The following is a 17,583-nucleotide window of genomic DNA, read 5'->3' as shown; positions in this document are numbered from 1 at the left end:
TAAAATTAATTCAGGTTTCCTGAACCAATAGGAGTAAACAATGAAAAAACTATGTTTTGTTCTTTTATCTTCAGCCTTACTATTGACAGCTTGTGCTAACAACCAATCTAAACAAAGCAATACGAGTGATTCGTCTAAGGTGACAGCCTTGTCTGAAGACAAGCAGAAAATGCTTGATAAGGCTACAGCTGACTATAAGACTTTTGTGCAAGAGCAAATCGATAAACTGTTGACAGATACGGAAGGCTTTGTCAAACTGTTGAAAGAAGGAAAGTTAGAAGAAGCTAAGAAAGTTTATCCACTGATTCGTATGTCTTATGAGCGTTCAGAACCGATTGCTGAAAGTTTTGGTGAGTCAGATGTCAAGATTGACTTCCGTTTGGCAGACTACATGGACGAAAACAAGACAGAGGAAGGTTGGTCAGGTTTCCACCGTATCGAGCGTATCCTTTGGGAAGACAATACAACTAAAGGAACTGAAAGCTATGGCGATCAGTTGGTCAATGATATCAAGGAATTGAAAGCTAAGATTGCAACTGTGGATGTGGACTACAAGGTTATGTTGACTGGAGCAGTTGACTTGCTTAACGAAGTAGCAACAAGCAAGATTACAGGTGAAGAGGAAATTTATTCTCACACAGACTTGTATGATTTCCGTGCCAATATTGAGGGTGCTGAGAAGATTTTCCAACTCTTTAAACCTTTGCTTGAAAAATCAGACGCTAACCTAGTTAAAGAATTGGAAGCAGATTTCAAATCTGTTAATAGCTTGTTGGACAAACACATGACCGACAAGGAACACTACAAACTTTATACAGATTTGACAAAAGAAGATACCAAAGAATTGTCAGAAGCTGTGACAAAACTTGGTGAACCTCTGTCACAAATGGGTAAATTTCTTAGTGGAGAGTAAGAGTCATGACTGAAAAAGACGAAAAGTTTTTTGAGAAGAAAATGGACCGTCGAGAATTTCTAAAAAAAGCAGGGATTGGAGGGGCTGGTTTAGCGCTAGGACTCTCTGGTGCTTCTGCTTTTTTCGCACCTAAGCTAGGAAGTCAGGAAAAAATCTCGTACGGAAATGAAAAAATTGCTTTTTATGGCAAGCATCAAGCTGGGATTAGTACGCCCATGCAAAAGAATATCTATTTTGTTGTCTTGGACCTACATACGACGGATAGAGATAAGATTATCCAACTATTCAAGGATTGGACGGATTATAGTGCCAAGTTGGTTGAAGGGGAACTGGTCAAAAAAGATGGCCAGAATGCTCTCTTGCCTCCAAGCGATACTGGTGAAACAGTCGGGCTTAACCCTCATCGTCTGACGCTGACTTTTGGTGTGTCTGCCAGTTTCTTGAAAAAGATGAACTTGGAGAACAAGCGTCCTCAAGTGTTCAGGGATTTACCGCCTTTTCCTAAAGAGCAATTGCGTGAAAAATATACAGGTGGAGATATTGTGATTCAGGCCTGTGCCGATGATGAGCAGGTTGCCTTTCATGCTATTCGCAATCTCATCCGTAAGGGCAGAAATGCAGTGACCCTTCGTTGGAGTCAGTCTGGTTTTGCAGCAATCGGAGATCGAATGGAGACACCGCGTAACCTCTTTGGTTTTAAAGATGGAACAGCAAATCCAACCAAGGAGCAAGACTTTGGCCGCGTTATCTGGGCTGATAGTAAGGACTGGATGGAAAATGGTTCTTATATGGCAGTTCGTCGGATTCAGATGTTTTTAGAGACCTGGGACCGCACTAGTCTTGAAGAACAAGAAAATACCTTTGGTCGTTACAAGGAAAGTGGTGCCCCCTTTGGTAAGAAGAACGAGTTTGATGAAGTGGATTTGAGTCTTTTGCCAGATGATTCGCATGTTCGTTTGGCTAAGGAAGTGGATAAGCCCCTTTTGCGTCGTTCTTATTCATACTCTGATGGGATTGATGAAAAAACTGGCCAGTTTGATACAGGCTTGCTCTTCATTTCTTTCCAGAAGGATCCTGATAACTTTGTTAAAGTTCAAACCAATCTAGGTGCTACAGATAAGATGAATGAATATATCACTCACATCGGTAGTGGACTCTTCGCTTGCTTTGGTGGTGTGGAGAAAGGAGGCTACATTGGTCAGAAATTATTGGAAGGTTAAAAGCTGGTTCTTGGTTTTAGCTTTGTCACTTTTAATTCTTTCCCCAGTAGGTGCCCAAGAAAGCTTGAGTTCTTACTTTGTGAAAATCACAGATGCGTCCAAAGCGGTTAAAAATGGCAATCAGTCTGAAGCACAGAAACTCGTTGCAGAGATGGCATCAGATTTCGAAAGAGTAGAAAATAAGGATTCTGAGGCTAGTAAAGTCGTTAAGGAAAAGTTAGCTCAATCAGGAGAGATTACTGAAGACAAACTCACCGAAATTTCTGCAGCCCTATTAGCCTTTGAAAAAGAACAAAATCCTGTTGACTTAGATGCGGAAAAGGAAAAATTGGTCAACCGTCTAAGTCCTCGTTTTGAATCCTTGGAACAGGCCATTGCTTCCAAAGATTTGGAAAAGATTCGAGAGGCTTTTAAGAAAATGAATTCCACTTGGACTATCAATGAAAGTGTGGTTCGTGACAATAGTACAGCCCATTATGGACGTGTTGAAACAGCTATATCCTTCCTGCGTAGTAGCATGGAAACTGAGCCTACGGATTTTAACTCCATCCAGACTTCCTTTGAGGACTTAAAAAAGGCTATTGATGATTTTGTAACTGGGAAAGAAGTCGCAGAAGCATCTTCTGATTTGAGTCTTAAAGACGGCATTGCCCTTTTGAAGAAGGCTTTGGAACAATTCCAAGCTGGTGATCAAGCATCAGGAGCAGCTAGTATGAAGGAATTCATCACTATCTGGCCAACGATTGAGGGTTCTGTTAGCACGACCAATCCATCCCTCTATACTAGAGTGGAGAGTGAAAGCCCTGTGATTATGGTCAAGGGAAGTGAGAAGGAATATCAAGAAAAATTAGAAAAACTGATTGCAGATTTATCACAAATTGATACCAGCGCACGTTACAATGCCTTTGATGCCATGCTGATTCTTCTAAGAGAAGGTGTAGAGGCTCTCTTAATCGTTATGGCCTTGGTAACAACCTTGAAAGCAGCCAAGATGCGAAAAGGGCTCAAGTGGGTTTATGGTGGTGCTATCACAGGAATCATGGCTAGTCTCCTTATTGCCTTTATCCTGCAAATTGCCTTTCCAGCAGTAACATCAGGATCCAATCGTGAAATCATCGAAGGAGCAGTTGGGATTTTTGCGGTAGCTATGATGATTGTGATTGGAATCTGGCTCCATAGCAAATCCTCAGTCAAAAAATGGAATGCTTTTATGGAGTCACAAATGGAAACAGTGACCAAAACAGGCTCTTTTATTTCCATGTTTGCCCTCAGTTTTCTAGCTGTTTTCCGTGAGGGAGCAGAAACCATTCTTTTTTATGTTGGGATTTTACCAAGAATTTCCAGTTTTGAATTTGTCTTGGGAATTTCACTTGCCTTGCTGGTTCTGGTAGTTATTGCCATCGTGATGAACAAGGCCAGTCAATTCTTTCTGCCACATAAGGTTTTCTTTATCCTGACTTGGATGATTTATGCTCTGGCTTTCAAGATGCTTGGGGTTAGTGTCCATGCTCTTCAGTTGACCAATATGGCACCAAATCACTTGCTGACAGGCTTTCCAACTATTGACTTACTTGGAATTTATCCAAGTTGGGAAGGCTTGGTCAGTCAGCTAATCTTTGTTGTTATCGTTTTGATTGTCACTTTCAGACAGGGTGAAAAATAGATGGATAGAAAAGAATTGACAATCGTTGAACATCTGGTAGAATTTAGAAAGAGATTATTGGCAGTAGTCATTTGTTTCTTTTTGGTATTCTGTGTTTCTCTGCTTTTTGCAGACCAGATTTACCAGTATGTGACCCAATCTTTTCAGCAAAAGTTGATTGTTTTAGGTCCTAATGATATTTTATGGATATACATACGTTTGGCTAGTCTGATGGCCTTTACCATCACCCTACCTTATACAGTTTATCATATTTGGTCTTTCATCAAACCTGGTTTAAGAAAGGAAGAAGCTAGAGCAATTTTTGCCTATATTCCAGCTAGTTTCCTTTGTTTTCTAGTTGGACTGGCTTTTGGTTTTTACTTTGTAACACCAGCCTTACTTCAGGTTTTATTAGGGCTAGGAGAAGGACTATTTGAAACACAGTTAACAGCTCAAAATTATCTGTCCTTTGTTTTTCAAACGACCTTGCCCTTGGCTCTGATTTTTGAATTGCCAGTTATCATTGCCTTTTTGACGTCAATTGGACTCATTGGACCAGAATTATTGATTGCTTATCGCCGATATGCTTATTTTATTTTATTGGTACTCGCAGTCATCTTGACACCAGCTGACTTTGTCAGCGATTTGGCAATGACTGCCCCCTTGATTTTACTCTATGAATTAAGTATTTCCATCAGCAAACACATTATGAAACGCAAGCAGAAAGGAGAGAGAAATGGGAATCTTACGTGATATCGGAGCACCAGGATTGATTATTATCGTTTTAGGAGCTCTCTTGATCTTCGGACCAAAGCGATTGCCTGAACTAGGAGAGTCAATCGGTAAAATGCTGTCTGAATTTAAAAAAGCAGTTAAAGGAACTGAAAATCAAGATAAGGAAGAGTAAGACTGGTGAGTTTTACTAAAAAATAAAAAGTTAGGAAGTGTGTCTCTATCGGACAATTTATTATTTCCTAGCTTTTTCTTGTATTAAGAAAATATAAATTTAAGCTTTCTTTAAGAAAACTATATTATTCTGAAGAACTCTAAAATTTCACAGCCATTTATTAGTAATGACTATTGAATTCCTAGTCACTACTAGAAATGGACTAGTTTCTTTGAATAATGGAACTGCTTAATCCTCCTATTCTAGAACGGGATGACTAGTATTTCTTTTATGATAGGACTAGATTGTGGTATAATAGAGAGAATAAGTTTTTTTAGTAAGACAAAGGAGAAAATAGATGATTTATGCAGGAATTCTTGCCGGTGGAACTGGCACACGTATGGGAATCAGTAATTTGCCAAAACAATTTTTAGAGCTAGGTGATCGACCTATTTTGATTCATACAATTGAAAAATTTGTCTTGGAACCAAGTATTGAAAAAATTGTGGTTGGGGTTCATGGAGACTGGGTTTCCCATGCAGAGGATCTTGTAGATAAATATCTACCTCTTCATAAGGATCGTATCATCATTACAAAAGGTGGTGCTGACCGTAATACGAGTATTGAGAAAATCATTGAAGCCATTGATGCTTATCGTCCGCTTACTCCAGAGGACATCGTTGTTACCCACGATTCTGTTCGTCCATTCATTACGCTTCGTATGATTCAAGACAATATCAAACTTGCTCAAAATCATGACGCAGTGGACACAGTGGTAGAAGCGGTTGATACTATCGTTGAAAGTACTAACGGTCAATTTATTACAGATATTCCAAATCGTGCTCACCTCTATCAAGGACAAACACCTCAAACATTCCGTTGCAAGGACTTCATGGATCTTTACGGTTCTCTCTCTGCCGAAGAGAAAGAAATCTTAACAGATGCATGTAAAATCTTTGTAATCAAAGGAAAAGATGTAGCCTTGGCTAAGGGTGAATATTCAAATCTGAAAATTACTACAGTAACAGATTTGAAGATTGCAAAAAGCATGATTGAGGAAGAGTAATAAAATGATTAATCAAATTTACCAACTAACAAAGCCTAAGTTTATCAATGTCAAATATCAGGAAGAGGCTATTGACCAAGAGAATCATATCCTCATCCGCCCTAATTATATGGCGGTCTGTCATGCGGATCAGCGTTACTACCAAGGAAAACGTGATCCGAAGATTTTGAATAAAAAACTTCCAATGGCAATGATTCACGAGTCATGTGGAACCGTTATTTCTGACCCGACAGGAACCTACGAGGTTGGTCAAAAAGTTGTCATGATTCCCAATCAGCCTCCTATGCAGAGTGATGAAGAATTCTATGAAAACTACATGATAGGGACCCATTTCTTGTCTAGTGGCTTTGATGGCTTTATGAGAGAATTTGTTTCTCTCCCTAAAGATCGTGTGGTGCCTTATGATGCTATCGAAGATACGGTTGCAGCCATTACAGAGTTTGTCAGTGTCGGTATGCATGCTATGAATCGCTTATTGACACTTGCTCATAGCAAGCGGGACCGAATCGCCGTCATCGGAGATGGAAGTTTAGCTTTTGTGGTTGCCAATATTATCAACTATACTCTACCAGAAGCAGAGATTGTGGTTATTGGTCGTCATTGGGAAAAGTTGGAACTCTTCTCTTTTGCCAAGGAATGCTATATTACTGATAATATTCCTGAAGATTTGGCCTTTGACCATGCTTTTGAGTGTTGTGGTGGTGATGGTACTGGACCAGCTATTAATGACTTGATTCGCTACATTCGTCCTCAGGGAACGATTCTCATGATGGGAGTTAGTGAGTATAAAGTCAATCTCAATACACGCGATGCCTTAGAAAAAGGTTTGCTCTTGGTTGGTTCCTCTCGTTCTGGTCGCATTGATTTTGAAAATGCAATCCAAATGATTGAAGTCAAGAAATTTGCCAATCGTCTTAAAAATATCCTTTATCTAGAAGAACCTGTAAGAGAAATTAAAGATATTCACCGTGTCTTTGCGACCGATTTAAACACAGCCTTTAAAACAGTGTTTAAGTGGGAAGTATAGGTGCTGGAGGTTAATTGTGGAGAAAATCATTAAAGAAAAAATTTCTTCCTTACTTAGTCAAGAAGAGGAAGTCCTCAGTGTTGAACAACTGGGGGGAATGACCAATCAAAACTATTTGGCCAAAACAACAAATAAGCAGTACATCGTTAAGTTCTTTGGTAAAGGAACAGAAAAGCTGATCAATCGTCAAGATGAAAAGTACAATCTTGAACTACTTAAAGATTTAGACTTAGATGTAAAAAATTATCTTTTTGATATTGAAGCTGGTATCAAAGTAAATGAGTATATCGAATCTGCGATTACGCTTGATTCAACGTCAATCAAGACCAAATTTGATAAAATTGCTCCAATATTACAAACTATTCATGCTTCTGGCAAGGAATTAAGAGGAGAATTTGCTCCGTTTGAAGAAATCAAAAAATACGAATCCTTGATTGAAGAGAAAATCCCTTATGCCAACTATAAAGCAGTTAGAGAAGAAGTCTTCTCCTTAGAGAAAAGGCTGGCTGACTTAGGTGTTGACAGAAAATCTTGTCATATCGATTTGGTGCCTGAAAACTTTATCGAATCACCTCAAGGACGACTTTATCTGATTGACTGGGAATATTCATCAATGAATGATCCAATGTGGGATTTGGCTGCCCTCTTTTTAGAATCTGAATTCACTCCCCAAGAGGAAGAAGCTTTCTTATCTCACTATGAGAGTGACCAAACACCTGTCTCTCGTGAAAAGATTGCTATTTATAAAATTTTACAAGATACCATTTGGAGTCTATGGACAGTCTATAAGGAAGAGCAAGGCGCAGATTTTGGTGATTATGGTGTGAATCGTTATCAAAGAGCTGTTAAAGGTCTAGATTATTATGGAGGTTCTGATGAAAAATAAAAATGGAGTTTCTTTTGGTCTACTCTCAGGTATTTTCTGGGGGTTAGGTCTAACGATCAGTGCTTATATCTTTTCGATTTTTACAGATTTGTCACCCTTTGTGGTAGCCGCTGCTCATGATTTCTTGAGTATCTTTATCTTACTAGCTTTTCTCTTGGTAAAAGAAGGAAAAGTTCGTCTCTCAATTTTCTTAAATATTCGCAATGTTAGTGTTATCATCGGAGCCTTACTAGCAGGCCCTATCGGTATGCAGGCCAATCTTTATGCAGTTAAGTATATCGGAAGTTCTTTAGCTTCATCTGTATCAGCTATTTACCCTGCGATTTCAGTTTTATTGGCTTTCTTCTTCTTGAAGCACAAGATTTCGAAAAATACTGTGTTTGGGATTATCTTGATTATTGCAGGAATTATTGCCCAGACCTATAAGGTTGAACAGGTCAATTCCTTCTACATTGGGATTCTCTGTGCTTTGGTTTGTGCCATTGCATGGGGGAGTGAAAGTGTCCTTAGCTCTTTTGCTATGGAAAGTGAATTGAGTGAAATCGAAGCTCTCTTAATCCGTCAAGTGACTTCATTTTTGTCCTATCTTGTGATTGTGCTCTTCTCTCATCAGTCATTTGCAGAAGTAGCCAATGGACAATTACTAGGTCTTATGATTGTCTTTGCAGCCTTTGATATGATTTCCTACTTGGCTTATTATATCGCTATCAATCGCTTACAACCAGCCAAGGCTACAGGCTTGAATGTGAGCTATGTAGTATGGACTGTCTTGTTTGCAGTTGTTTTCTTGGGTGCACCGTTAGATATGCTGACAATTATTACGTCACTTGTCGTCATTGCTGGAGTTTATATTATTATTAAAGAATAAAGGAGATTCGTGTGAAAGCCATCATCTTAGCAGCGGGATTGGGAACTCGCTTGCGTCCTATGACTGAAAATACCCCTAAAGCCTTGGTTCAGGTTAATCAAAAACCCTTGATTGAATACCAAATTGAGTTTTTAAAAGAAAAAGGAATCAATGACATCATCATCATTGTTGGTTACCTTAAAGAACAATTCGATTACTTGAAAGAAAAATATGGTGTTCGCCTCGTCTTCAATGATAAATACGCTGACTACAATAACTTTTACTCTCTCTATCTTGTAAAAGAAGAATTAGCTAACAGCTATGTTATTGATGCCGATAATTATCTCTTTAAAAATATGTTCCGCAATGATTTGACACGTTCTACTTATTTTAGTGTTTATCGTGAAGATTGTACCAACGAATGGTTCTTGGTCTATGGAGATGACTACAAGGTTCAAGACATTATTGTTGATAGCAAGGCAGGTCGCATCCTTAGTGGTGTATCCTTCTGGGATGCTCCAACTGCAGAAAAGATTGTCAGCTTTATTGACAAGGCTTATGCAAGTGGTGAATTTGTTGATCTCTATTGGGACAATATGGTTAAGGATAATATCAAAGAGCTAGATGTCTATGTTGAAGAATTAGAAGGCAATAGCATCTATGAGATCGATAGTGTCCAAGACTATCATAAATTAGAAGAAATTCTTAAAAACGAAAATTAAAGATTCCAACATCTGGCTAAAATAGTCGGATGTTTTTTTGATTTTTTACGAATAAATAGATGAGTAGAAAAAGAAATGGAGATATTTATGAAAATCACAAACTATGAAATCTATAAGTTAAAAAAATCAGGTTTGAGCAATCAACAGATTTTGAAAGTCCTAGAATACGGTGAAAATGTTGATCAAGAACTGTTGTTAGGTGATATTGCAGATATATCAGGTTGCCGAAATCCAGCTGTTTTTATGGAACGTTATTTTCAGATAGATGATGCGCATTTGGAGAAAGAATTTCAAAAATTTCAATCTTTCTCTATTTTAGATGACTGTTACCCTTGGGATTTGAGTGAAATATATGATGCGCCTGTACTTTTATTTTACAAGGGAAATCTGGATCTCTTGAAATTTCCTAAGGTAGCAGTCGTAGGAAGTCGTACTTGTAGCAAACAGGGAGCTAAGTCAGTTGAAAAAGTCATTCAGGGATTGGAAAATGAACTGGTTATCGTCAGTGGACTAGCCAGGGGCATTGATACAGCAGCGCATATGGCAGCTCTTCAGAATGGCGGAAAAACCATTGCAGTGATTGGAACAGGACTGGATGTGTTTTATCCTAAAGCTAATAAACGCTTGCAAGACTACATCGGCAATGACCATCTGGTTCTCAGTGAGTATGGACCTGGTGAACAACCTCTAAAATTTCATTTTCCTGCCCGTAATCGCATCATTGCTGGACTTTGTCGTGGTGTGATTGTAGCAGAGGCTAAGATGCGTTCAGGTAGTCTCATTACCTGTGAGAGGGCAATGGAAGAAGGACGCGATGTTTTTGCTATACCTGGTAGCATTTTAGATGGACTATCTGATGGATGTCATCATTTGATTCAAGAAGGAGCAAAATTGGTCACCAGTGGGCAAGATGTTCTTGCGGAATTTGAATTTTAAGACGAAATTTTGCTTACTAGACAAACTTTTCTTCTATATATAGGAGCTAAGTCTTGACAGTTATGGCAAAATGGTTTACACTTTATAAAGTTTATTACTTTGAAAAGGTGTGATACTGTGGCTACGGCAACAAAAAAGAAAAAATCAACAGTTAAAAAAAATCTAGTAATCGTGGAGTCGCCTGCTAAGGCCAAGACGATTGAAAAATATCTCGGCAGAAACTACAAGGTTTTAGCCAGCGTCGGCCATATCCGTGATTTGAAGAAATCTAGTATGTCCGTCGATATTGAAAATAATTATGAACCGCAATATATCAATATCCGAGGAAAAGGTCCTCTTATCAATGACTTGAAAAAAGAAGCTAAAAAAGCTAATAAAGTCTTTCTGGCGAGTGACCCGGACCGTGAAGGAGAAGCGATTTCTTGGCATTTGGCTCATATTCTCAACTTGGATGAAAATGATGCCAACCGTGTGGTCTTCAATGAAATCACCAAGGATGCGGTCAAAAATGCTTTTAAAGAACCTCGTAAGATTGATATGGACTTGGTAGATGCCCAACAGGCTCGTCGTGTTTTGGACCGCTTGGTAGGGTATTCGATTTCGCCTATTTTGTGGAAAAAGGTCAAGAAGGGTTTGTCAGCAGGGCGCGTACAGTCTATTGCGCTTAAGTTAATCATTGACCGTGAAAATGAAATCAATGCCTTCCAGCCAGAAGAATATTGGACAATTGATGGTGTCTTTAAAAAGGGAACCAAGCAATTTCAGGCTTCCTTCTATGGAGTGGATGGTAAAAAGCTAAAACTGACTAGTAATGATGAGGTCAAGGAAGTCTTATCTCGTCTGACTAGTAAAGATTTTTCAGTGGATCAAGTAGATAAGAAAGAGCGCAAACGCAATGCTCCATTACCCTATACCACTTCATCTATGCAGATGGATGCTGCCAATAAAATCAATTTCCGTACTCGAAAAACCATGATGGTTGCCCAACAGCTCTATGAAGGAATTAATATCGGTTCTGGTGTTCAAGGTTTGATTACCTATATGCGTACCGATTCGACTCGTATCAGTCCTGTAGCGCAGAATGAAGCAGCAAGTTTCATTACGGACCGTTTTGGTAGCAAGTATTCTAAGCATGGTAGCAAGGTCAAAAATGCTTCAGGAGCTCAGGATGCCCACGAGGCTATTCGTCCGTCTAGTGTCTTTAATACACCTGAAAGCATCGCTAAGTATCTGGACAAGGACCAGCTCAAGCTCTATACCCTTATCTGGAATCGTTTTGTGGCTAGCCAGATGACAGCTGCTGTCTTTGATACTATGGCTGTTAAATTGTCGCAAAATGGAGTTCAATTTGCTGCCAATGGTAGTCAGGTTAAGTTTGATGGTTATCTTGCCATTTATAATGATTCTGACAAGAATAAGATGCTACCAGATATGGCTGTTGGAGATGTGGTTAAACAGGTCAATAGCAAACCAGAGCAACATTTTACTCAACCGCCTGCCCGTTATTCTGAAGCGACCCTTATCAAGACCTTGGAGGAAAATGGAGTTGGACGTCCGTCAACCTACGCGCCAACCATTGAAACCATTCAGAAACGTTATTATGTTCGCCTTGCAGCCAAACGCTTTGAACCGACAGAGTTGGGAGAAATTGTTAACAAGCTCATCGTTGAATATTTCCCAGATATCGTAAATGTGACCTTTACAGCTGAAATGGAAGGCAAGCTGGATGATGTCGAAGTCGGAAAAGAGCAGTGGCAACGTGTTATAGACTCCTTTTACAAACCATTCTCTAAAGAAGTGGCCAAGGCTGAAGAAGAAATGGAAAAAATCCAGATCAAGGATGAACCAGCTGGATTTGATTGTGAAGTGTGTGGCAGTCCAATGGTTATTAAACTTGGTCGTTTTGGTAAGTTCTACGCTTGTAGCAATTTCCCAGATTGCCGTCATACCCAAGCAATCGTGAAAGAGATTGGTGTTGAGTGTCCAAGTTGTCATCAGGGACAAATCATTGAGCGTAAAACCAAACGTAACCGCCTCTTCTATGGTTGCAATCGCTATCCAGACTGTGAATTTACCTCTTGGGACAAGCCTGTTGGTCGTGACTGTCCAAAATGTGGCAACTTCCTCATGGAGAAAAAAGTCCGTGGTGGTGGCAAGCAGGTTGTATGTAGTAATGGCGACTACGAAGAAGAAAAGATTAAATAAGAGGAGAGTCCTGAAAGTTAATTTCAGGCTCTTTTGGTTAGAACTTGACAAAATTCACCATTGTATGCGAAACTAGAAGAAGATTATTTTATACTCAATGAAAATCAAAGAGCAAACTAGGAAGCTAGCCGCAGGCTGCTCAAAGCACTGCTTTGAGGTTGCAGATGAGACTGACGAAGTCAGGAACCATACCTACGGTAAGGCGACGTTGACGCGGTTTGAAGAGATTTTCAAAGAGTATTAACTAGGAGAAATTATGCGTCTTATCTATCTAATTATTGGTTTTTTATCACTGGCCTTGGCTATTGTTGGGGTTGTTTTACCCTTGTTGCCGACAACGCCTTTTCTTTTGTTGTCTATTGCTTGTTTCTCTAGAAGTTCCAAGCGCTTCGAAGATTGGTTGTATCATACCAAGCTCTATCAAGCATATGTTGCTGATTTTCGCGAGACTAAGTCTATTGCGCGTGAACGAAAGAAAAAAATCATCGTATCTATCTACATATTAATGGGAATTTCCATTTATTTTGCCCCTCTCTTACCAGTCAAAATCGGTCTAGGAGCTTTGACCATCTTTATCACCTATTATCTCTTCAAGGTCATTCCGGACAAAGAATAAAAAATAGTAACTATTTTCCTTGATATAAATAAAAGCATATTCACAATAATATGATATAATAAATTAAAAGTAATAATCAAGGAGAATCAAATGATTTACGAATTTTGTGCTGAAAATGTGACCTTGCTTGAAAAAGCGATGCAGGCTGGAGCTCGTCGAATCGAACTCTGTGATAATCTAGCAGTGGGAGGTACAACACCAAGCTATGGAGTGACCAAGGCAGCGGTTGAACTGGCAGCTGACCACGATACGACCATCATGACCATGATTCGTCCACGTGGTGGCGACTTTGTCTATAATGACCTAGAAATTGCTATTATGTTAGAAGACATTCGTTTGACTGCTCAATCTGGCAGTCAAGGAGTTGTATTTGGGGCTTTAACTGCTGATAAGAAGTTGGATAAACCTAATCTTGAAAAGTTAATTACTGCATCAAAAGGAATGGAAATTGTCTTCCACATGGCCTTTGATGAATTGAGCGATGAAGATCAACTGGAAGCTATTGACTGGCTCAGCCAAGCTGGAGTAACTCGTATCTTAACTCGTGCTGGTGTGTCTGGGGATTCCTTAGAAAAACGTTTTGCTCACTATCACAGAATTTTGGAACATGCTAAAGGTAAGATTGAAATTCTACCAGGTGGGGGGATTGACCTTGACAACCGTCAAACCTTTATCGACCAGCTAGGTGTGACACAATTGCATGGAACCAAGGTTGTCTTTTAAAAAATAGAAAGGAACTGCTAGCTTTTGGTAGCGGTTTTCACTTATGTTTGAAATTTTTAAATCCTATCAATTTAATAAAGAAAAGGCTCATGCTTATGGTTTTGTAGAAAATAGGGGAGTTTGGACCTATAGTTGCCAGATTTTGCAGGGTGATTTTATCATGACTGTGTCCATCACTACTGATAATGTGAGTTTTCAAGTCTTTGACCAGGAGACTGGTGATCCCTATCCTCAAGTCCATATGGAAAGTTTTAAAGGAAGTTTTGTTGCAAGTGTCCGTGAGACTTGTTTGGAGATTCTTTACCAGATTCGGAAGGCTTGTTTTGAGGTACAGGATTTTATCTGTCCTCAGACTAAGCGTATCATGGTTCAGGTTCAGGAAAAGTATGGAAATCAGTTGGAGTATTTGTGGGAGAAATCGCCTGATACAGCAGTGTTAAGACACGAAGGCAATCAAAAGTGGTATGCCGTCTTGATGAAAATTTCTTGGGGTAAGCTGGGAAAGAGCAGAGAGGGGCAAGTGGAAGCAGTCAACCTCAAACATGATCAAGTAGCTGATTTACTTTTAAATAAAGGTATTTATCCAGCTTTTCATATGAACAAACGATACTGGATTAGTGTGGCGCTTGATGATACTTTATCAGATGAAGAAGTACTGGAATTGATAGAAAGAAGCTGGAATTTAACCACTAAAAAATGAAATATTTCAAGATTTTTCAACGACTTTCAATTAGCAAAATATTCTCTACTGAAGAAATTTTCAGAAAATATTGGATTTTTTCTTGACAAGTACTTTTGCCTATGCTAAAATACTAAACAAGATATCAAACGAAGGAGAAAGTCAAACATGAAAACAGCTAAGTTTAATCAATTCGCTTTGTTGTTGAGGTACTCGGGCTAGTGCAAAAAGCATTAGTCCTGTTTGGCTTACCAAGCGGGAGTGAATCAACATCTCGCTTGGACTTCTGAGCGAGATGTTTTTTTAAAACCACATTTGGAAAAGGGGAAATCTTATGAGAACAGTTGAATTTCTAGATACCAGCCTTCGGGATGGAGAACAGACACCTGGCGTTAATTTTTCAATCAAGGAAAAAATAGCCATTGCAAGACAGCTGGAGAAATGGGGTATTTCAGCCATCGAAGCTGGTTTTCCAGCGGCGAGTCCTGATTCATATACAGCAGTGCAGGAGATTGCCAAAGTCTTGAAGAAAACAGCGGTGACTGGTTTGGCACGCTCTGTCAAGTCTGATATTGATGCTTGTTATGAAGCCCTCAAGGATGCTAAATATCCACAGGTTCACGTCTTTATCGCTACCAGTCCGATTCATCGAAAGTATAAGCTCAATAAGAGCAAGGAAGAGATTTTGGAAGCAATCAGTGAGCATGTCTCTTATGCACGTTCCAAGTTTGAAGTGGTCGAATTCTCTCCTGAAGATGCGACCAGAACGGAGTTGGATTTCCTCTTGCAAGTTGTTCAAACAGCGGTTGATGCAGGTGCGACTTATATCAATATCCCTGATACGGTAGGATTTACTACACCAGAGGAATACGGTGCTATCTTCAAATACTTGATTGAGAATGTCAAGACGGATCGTCAGATTATCTATTCACCACACTGTCATGATGACCTCGGAATGGCAGTGGCTAATAGCCTTGCTGCTGTTAAGAATGGGGCAGGACGTGTCGAAGGGACTATCAACGGTATTGGGGAGCGAGCTGGCAATGCTGCTTTGGAAGAAATTGCAGTAGCCCTCAATATTCGCCAAGATTACTATCAAGCAGAGACAAGCATTGTCCTAAATGAGACAATCAATACGTCAGAAATGGTTTCCCGCTTCTCTGGTATTCCAGTTCCTAAAAACAAGGCTGTGGTCGGTGGCAATGCCTTTTCTCACGAATCTGGTATTCACCAAGACGGAGTCCTTAAAAATCCTCTTACCTATGAAATCATCACTCCTGAATTAGTCGGTGTTAAGAGTAATAGTCTTCCACTTGGAAAATTGTCTGGTCGCCATGCCTTTGTTGAAAAACTAAGAGAATTGGCCCTAGACTTTTCAGAAGAGGATATCAAACCACTCTTTGCTAAGTTCAAGGCGCTGGCTGATAAAAAGCAAGAAATCACAGATGCAGATATTCGTGCTCTGGTAGCTGGAACCATGGTTGAGAATCCAGAAGGCTTCCACTTTGATGATTTACAACTACAAACCCATGCGGAAAATGACATTGAAGCACTCGTTAGCCTAGCCAATATGGATGGTGAGAAAGTCGAATTTAATGCGACAGGACAAGGCTCTGTTGAGGCTATCTTTAACGCTATTGATAAGTTCTTCAATCAATCTGTTCGCTTGGTATCCTATACTATCGATGCGGTGACAGATGGAATTGATGCCCAAGCTCGGGTCTTGGTCACTGTTGAAAACAGAGATACAGAAACCATCTTTAACGCAGCAGGTCTTGATTTCGATGTGTTGAAGGCTTCGGCTATTGCCTACATCAATGCCAATACCTTTGTTCAAAAAGAGAATGCTGGTGAGATGGGACGTAGCGTTTCCTATCGCGATATGCCCAGTGTGTAAAGGAGAATGCTATGACAAAGAAAATAGTAGCTCTAGCAGGGGACGGAATCGGCCCAGAAATCATGGAGGCTAGTTTAGAGGTTCTGGAAGCTCTAGCTGAAAAAACAGGTTTTGATTATGATATTGATAGAAGACCTTTTGGAGGTGCAGGTATCGATGCTGCAGGGCATCCTTTACCTGATGAAACCCTCAAGGTATGTCGTGAAGCAGATGCCATTCTACTAGCGGCTATCGGAAGTCCTCAGTATGATGGAGCAGCGGTTCGGCCTGAACAAGGCTTGCTGGCTCTCCGTAAGGAACTCAATCTCTATGCTAATATTCGCCCTGTAAAAATCTTTGATAGTCTTAAGCATTTGTCACCTCTCAAACCAGAACGAATTGCTGGTGTGGACTTTGTCGTGGTGCGTGAGTTGACAGGCGGGATCTACTTCGGAGATCATATTCTCGAAGAGCAAAAAGCGCGTGATATTAACGACTATAGCTATGAGGAGGTGGAACGGATTATTCGCAAAGCCTTTGAAATTGCAAGAAATCGCAGAAAAATCGTTACTAGTATCGATAAGCAAAATGTTCTAGCGACCTCAAAACTCTGGAGGAAAGTAGCTGAGAAGATCTCGCAGGATTTCCCAGATGTGACCTTGGAACACCAGTTGGTAGACTCAGCTGCTATGCTTATGATTACCAATCCTGCCAAGTTTGATGTCATCGTGACGGAAAACCTTTTCGGAGATATTCTCTCGGATGAATCAAGCGTCCTATCTGGCACACTTGGAGTTATGCCTTCAGCAAGTCATTCTGAAAATGGCCCAAGTCTCTATGAGCCTATTCACGGTTCAGCGCCTGATATTGCAGGTCAAGGTATTGCCAATCCTATTTCCATGATTTTATCAGTTGCCATGATGTTGAGAGATAGCTTTGGTCGTTATGAGGATGCAGAGCGTATCGAGCATGCTGTTGAGACAAGTTTGGCATCTGGAATTTTAACGAGAGATCTAGGAGGACAGGCTTCAACAAAGGAAATGACGGAAGCTATTATTGCAAGGTTATGAAGTTAGACGAAAAAATTACTCTAGTCCTTTTGATTTGGAATGTCATGGTTTTCTTGATTTATGGTATTGATAAATCTAAGGCAAGGAGAAGGGCTTGGCGCATCCCTGAGAAAATCTTACTTATTTTAGCCTTTACTTGTGGTGGTTTTGGTGCCTGGCTAGCAGGAATCATCTTTCACCACAAGACTCGAAAATGGTATTTTAAAACAGTTTGGTTTCTTGGGATGATGACCACACTAGTAGCCTTATATGTTATTTGGAGGTAATGG

The 17,583-nt window shown here is 39.9% G+C and carries 18 protein-coding genes; all 18 read left to right on the top strand.

The features are described from left to right. Positions 1 to 40: 40 nt before the first annotated feature. The 18 genes from efeO (at position 41) to D8849_RS00795 (ending at position 17,580) form a co-directional block, all read left to right on the top strand. A complete protein-coding gene (gene efeO, locus D8849_RS00880) occupies positions 41 to 913 on the top strand; it encodes an iron uptake system protein EfeO (protein ID WP_125385897.1) in 873 nt (290 codons plus the stop codon). 5 nt (positions 914 to 918) lie between these two features. Beyond that, entirely contained in the window at positions 919 to 2,133 is a 1,215-nt protein-coding gene (gene efeB / locus D8849_RS00875; RefSeq protein WP_125385896.1) for an iron uptake transporter deferrochelatase/peroxidase subunit, read from the top strand. Further along, on the top strand, positions 2,108 to 3,796 hold the full coding sequence (locus D8849_RS00870) for an FTR1 family protein (RefSeq protein ID WP_125385895.1): 1,689 nt from the start codon (positions 2,108 to 2,110) through the stop codon (positions 3,794 to 3,796). The genes efeB and D8849_RS00870 overlap by 26 nt, the downstream gene beginning before the upstream one ends. Beyond that, positions 3,797 to 4,528: a twin-arginine translocase subunit TatC gene (gene tatC, locus D8849_RS00865; protein WP_049491768.1), complete on the top strand. Its 732-nt coding sequence runs from the start codon at positions 3,797 to 3,799 to the stop codon at positions 4,526 to 4,528. It abuts the gene before it with no gap. Further along, entirely contained in the window at positions 4,512 to 4,682 is a 171-nt protein-coding gene (gene tatA / locus D8849_RS00860) for a twin-arginine translocase TatA/TatE family subunit (RefSeq protein ID WP_000512113.1), read from the top strand. The genes tatC and tatA overlap by 17 nt, the downstream gene beginning before the upstream one ends. 337 nt (positions 4,683 to 5,019) lie before the next feature. Next, positions 5,020 to 5,727, top strand: a complete 708-nt coding sequence (locus D8849_RS00855; RefSeq protein ID WP_049488774.1) for an IspD/TarI family cytidylyltransferase — start codon at positions 5,020 to 5,022, stop codon at positions 5,725 to 5,727. A 4-nt stretch (positions 5,728 to 5,731) separates the two neighbouring features. Continuing rightward, positions 5,732 to 6,754 (top strand): ribitol-5-phosphate dehydrogenase, encoded by a 1,023-nt coding sequence (locus D8849_RS00850; RefSeq protein ID WP_125385894.1) that lies wholly within the window; start codon positions 5,732 to 5,734, stop codon positions 6,752 to 6,754. A 16-nt stretch (positions 6,755 to 6,770) separates the two neighbouring features. Then, a complete protein-coding gene (licA, locus tag D8849_RS00845; protein ID WP_125385893.1) occupies positions 6,771 to 7,640 on the top strand; it encodes a choline kinase LicA in 870 nt (289 codons plus the stop codon). After that, the gene (locus D8849_RS00840) at positions 7,630 to 8,508 is read left to right on the top strand and encodes a DMT family transporter (RefSeq protein WP_070843005.1); all 879 of its coding nucleotides are present in this window, start codon (positions 7,630 to 7,632) and stop codon (positions 8,506 to 8,508) included. Before licA ends, D8849_RS00840 begins: the two co-directional genes overlap by 11 nt. 11 nt (positions 8,509 to 8,519) lie before the next feature. Then, complete coding sequence (locus tag D8849_RS00835) at positions 8,520 to 9,209, top strand: sugar phosphate nucleotidyltransferase (protein WP_000643965.1); 690 nt, start codon at positions 8,520 to 8,522, stop codon at positions 9,207 to 9,209. An 87-nt stretch (positions 9,210 to 9,296) separates the two neighbouring features. Continuing rightward, positions 9,297 to 10,145, top strand: coding sequence for a DNA-processing protein DprA (dprA, locus tag D8849_RS00830; RefSeq protein WP_125385892.1), 849 nt, complete (start codon positions 9,297 to 9,299; stop codon positions 10,143 to 10,145). Between the two features lie 117 nt (positions 10,146 to 10,262). Then, positions 10,263 to 12,350, top strand: a complete 2,088-nt coding sequence (topA, locus tag D8849_RS00825) for a type I DNA topoisomerase (RefSeq protein WP_049488175.1) — start codon at positions 10,263 to 10,265, stop codon at positions 12,348 to 12,350. A 256-nt stretch (positions 12,351 to 12,606) separates the two neighbouring features. Next, the gene (locus D8849_RS00820) at positions 12,607 to 12,966 is read left to right on the top strand and encodes a YbaN family protein (RefSeq protein WP_001237214.1); all 360 of its coding nucleotides are present in this window, start codon (positions 12,607 to 12,609) and stop codon (positions 12,964 to 12,966) included. Between the two features lie 90 nt (positions 12,967 to 13,056). Beyond that, positions 13,057 to 13,689 carry a copper homeostasis protein CutC gene (locus tag D8849_RS00815; RefSeq protein WP_125385891.1) on the top strand — a complete coding sequence of 211 codons (633 nt, stop codon included), beginning with the start codon at positions 13,057 to 13,059 and terminating at the stop codon, positions 13,687 to 13,689. A 43-nt stretch (positions 13,690 to 13,732) separates the two neighbouring features. Continuing rightward, positions 13,733 to 14,389 (top strand): MmcQ/YjbR family DNA-binding protein, encoded by a 657-nt coding sequence (locus D8849_RS00810; protein WP_125385890.1) that lies wholly within the window; start codon positions 13,733 to 13,735, stop codon positions 14,387 to 14,389. Between the two features lie 313 nt (positions 14,390 to 14,702). Further along, the gene (locus D8849_RS00805) at positions 14,703 to 16,265 is read left to right on the top strand and encodes a 2-isopropylmalate synthase (RefSeq protein WP_125385889.1); all 1,563 of its coding nucleotides are present in this window, start codon (positions 14,703 to 14,705) and stop codon (positions 16,263 to 16,265) included. An 11-nt stretch (positions 16,266 to 16,276) separates the two neighbouring features. Then, a complete protein-coding gene (gene leuB / locus D8849_RS00800; protein WP_125385888.1) occupies positions 16,277 to 17,314 on the top strand; it encodes a 3-isopropylmalate dehydrogenase in 1,038 nt (345 codons plus the stop codon). After that, positions 17,311 to 17,580 (top strand): DUF1294 domain-containing protein, encoded by a 270-nt coding sequence (locus tag D8849_RS00795; RefSeq protein WP_125385887.1) that lies wholly within the window; start codon positions 17,311 to 17,313, stop codon positions 17,578 to 17,580. The genes leuB and D8849_RS00795 overlap by 4 nt, the downstream gene beginning before the upstream one ends. Positions 17,581 to 17,583: the final 3 nt, after the last annotated feature.

It is taken from the genome of Streptococcus mitis, from assembly GCF_003942765.1.
Lineage (GTDB): Bacteria > Bacillota > Bacilli > Lactobacillales > Streptococcaceae > Streptococcus > Streptococcus mitis_BE.
Note: the sequence above shows the minus strand (reverse complement) of the source record. Positions and strands in the feature narration are given on the sequence as shown.

Excerpts from the sequence above, each read along its gene's own strand:
- tatC (WP_049491768.1), top strand. The coding sequence starts at position 3,797 with ATGGATAGAAAAGAATTGACAATCGTTGAACATCTGGTAGAATTTAGA.
- D8849_RS00855 (WP_049488774.1), top strand. The coding sequence starts at position 5,020 with ATGATTTATGCAGGAATTCTTGCCGGTGGAACTGGCACACGTATGGGA.
- D8849_RS00820 (WP_001237214.1), top strand. The coding sequence starts at position 12,607 with ATGCGTCTTATCTATCTAATTATTGGTTTTTTATCACTGGCCTTGGCT.
- D8849_RS00805 (WP_125385889.1), top strand. The coding sequence starts at position 14,703 with ATGAGAACAGTTGAATTTCTAGATACCAGCCTTCGGGATGGAGAACAG.
- leuB (WP_125385888.1), top strand. The coding sequence starts at position 16,277 with ATGACAAAGAAAATAGTAGCTCTAGCAGGGGACGGAATCGGCCCAGAA.
- tatA (WP_000512113.1), top strand. The coding sequence starts at position 4,512 with ATGGGAATCTTACGTGATATCGGAGCACCAGGATTGATTATTATCGTT.
- D8849_RS00850 (WP_125385894.1), top strand. The coding sequence starts at position 5,732 with ATGATTAATCAAATTTACCAACTAACAAAGCCTAAGTTTATCAATGTC.
- D8849_RS00810 (WP_125385890.1), top strand. The coding sequence starts at position 13,733 with ATGTTTGAAATTTTTAAATCCTATCAATTTAATAAAGAAAAGGCTCAT.
- D8849_RS00815 (WP_125385891.1), top strand. The coding sequence starts at position 13,057 with ATGATTTACGAATTTTGTGCTGAAAATGTGACCTTGCTTGAAAAAGCG.
- dprA (WP_125385892.1), top strand. The coding sequence starts at position 9,297 with ATGAAAATCACAAACTATGAAATCTATAAGTTAAAAAAATCAGGTTTG.
- efeB (WP_125385896.1), top strand. The coding sequence starts at position 919 with ATGACTGAAAAAGACGAAAAGTTTTTTGAGAAGAAAATGGACCGTCGA.
- D8849_RS00840 (WP_070843005.1), top strand. The coding sequence starts at position 7,630 with ATGAAAAATAAAAATGGAGTTTCTTTTGGTCTACTCTCAGGTATTTTC.
- efeO (WP_125385897.1), top strand. The coding sequence starts at position 41 with ATGAAAAAACTATGTTTTGTTCTTTTATCTTCAGCCTTACTATTGACA.
- D8849_RS00795 (WP_125385887.1), top strand. The coding sequence starts at position 17,311 with ATGAAGTTAGACGAAAAAATTACTCTAGTCCTTTTGATTTGGAATGTC.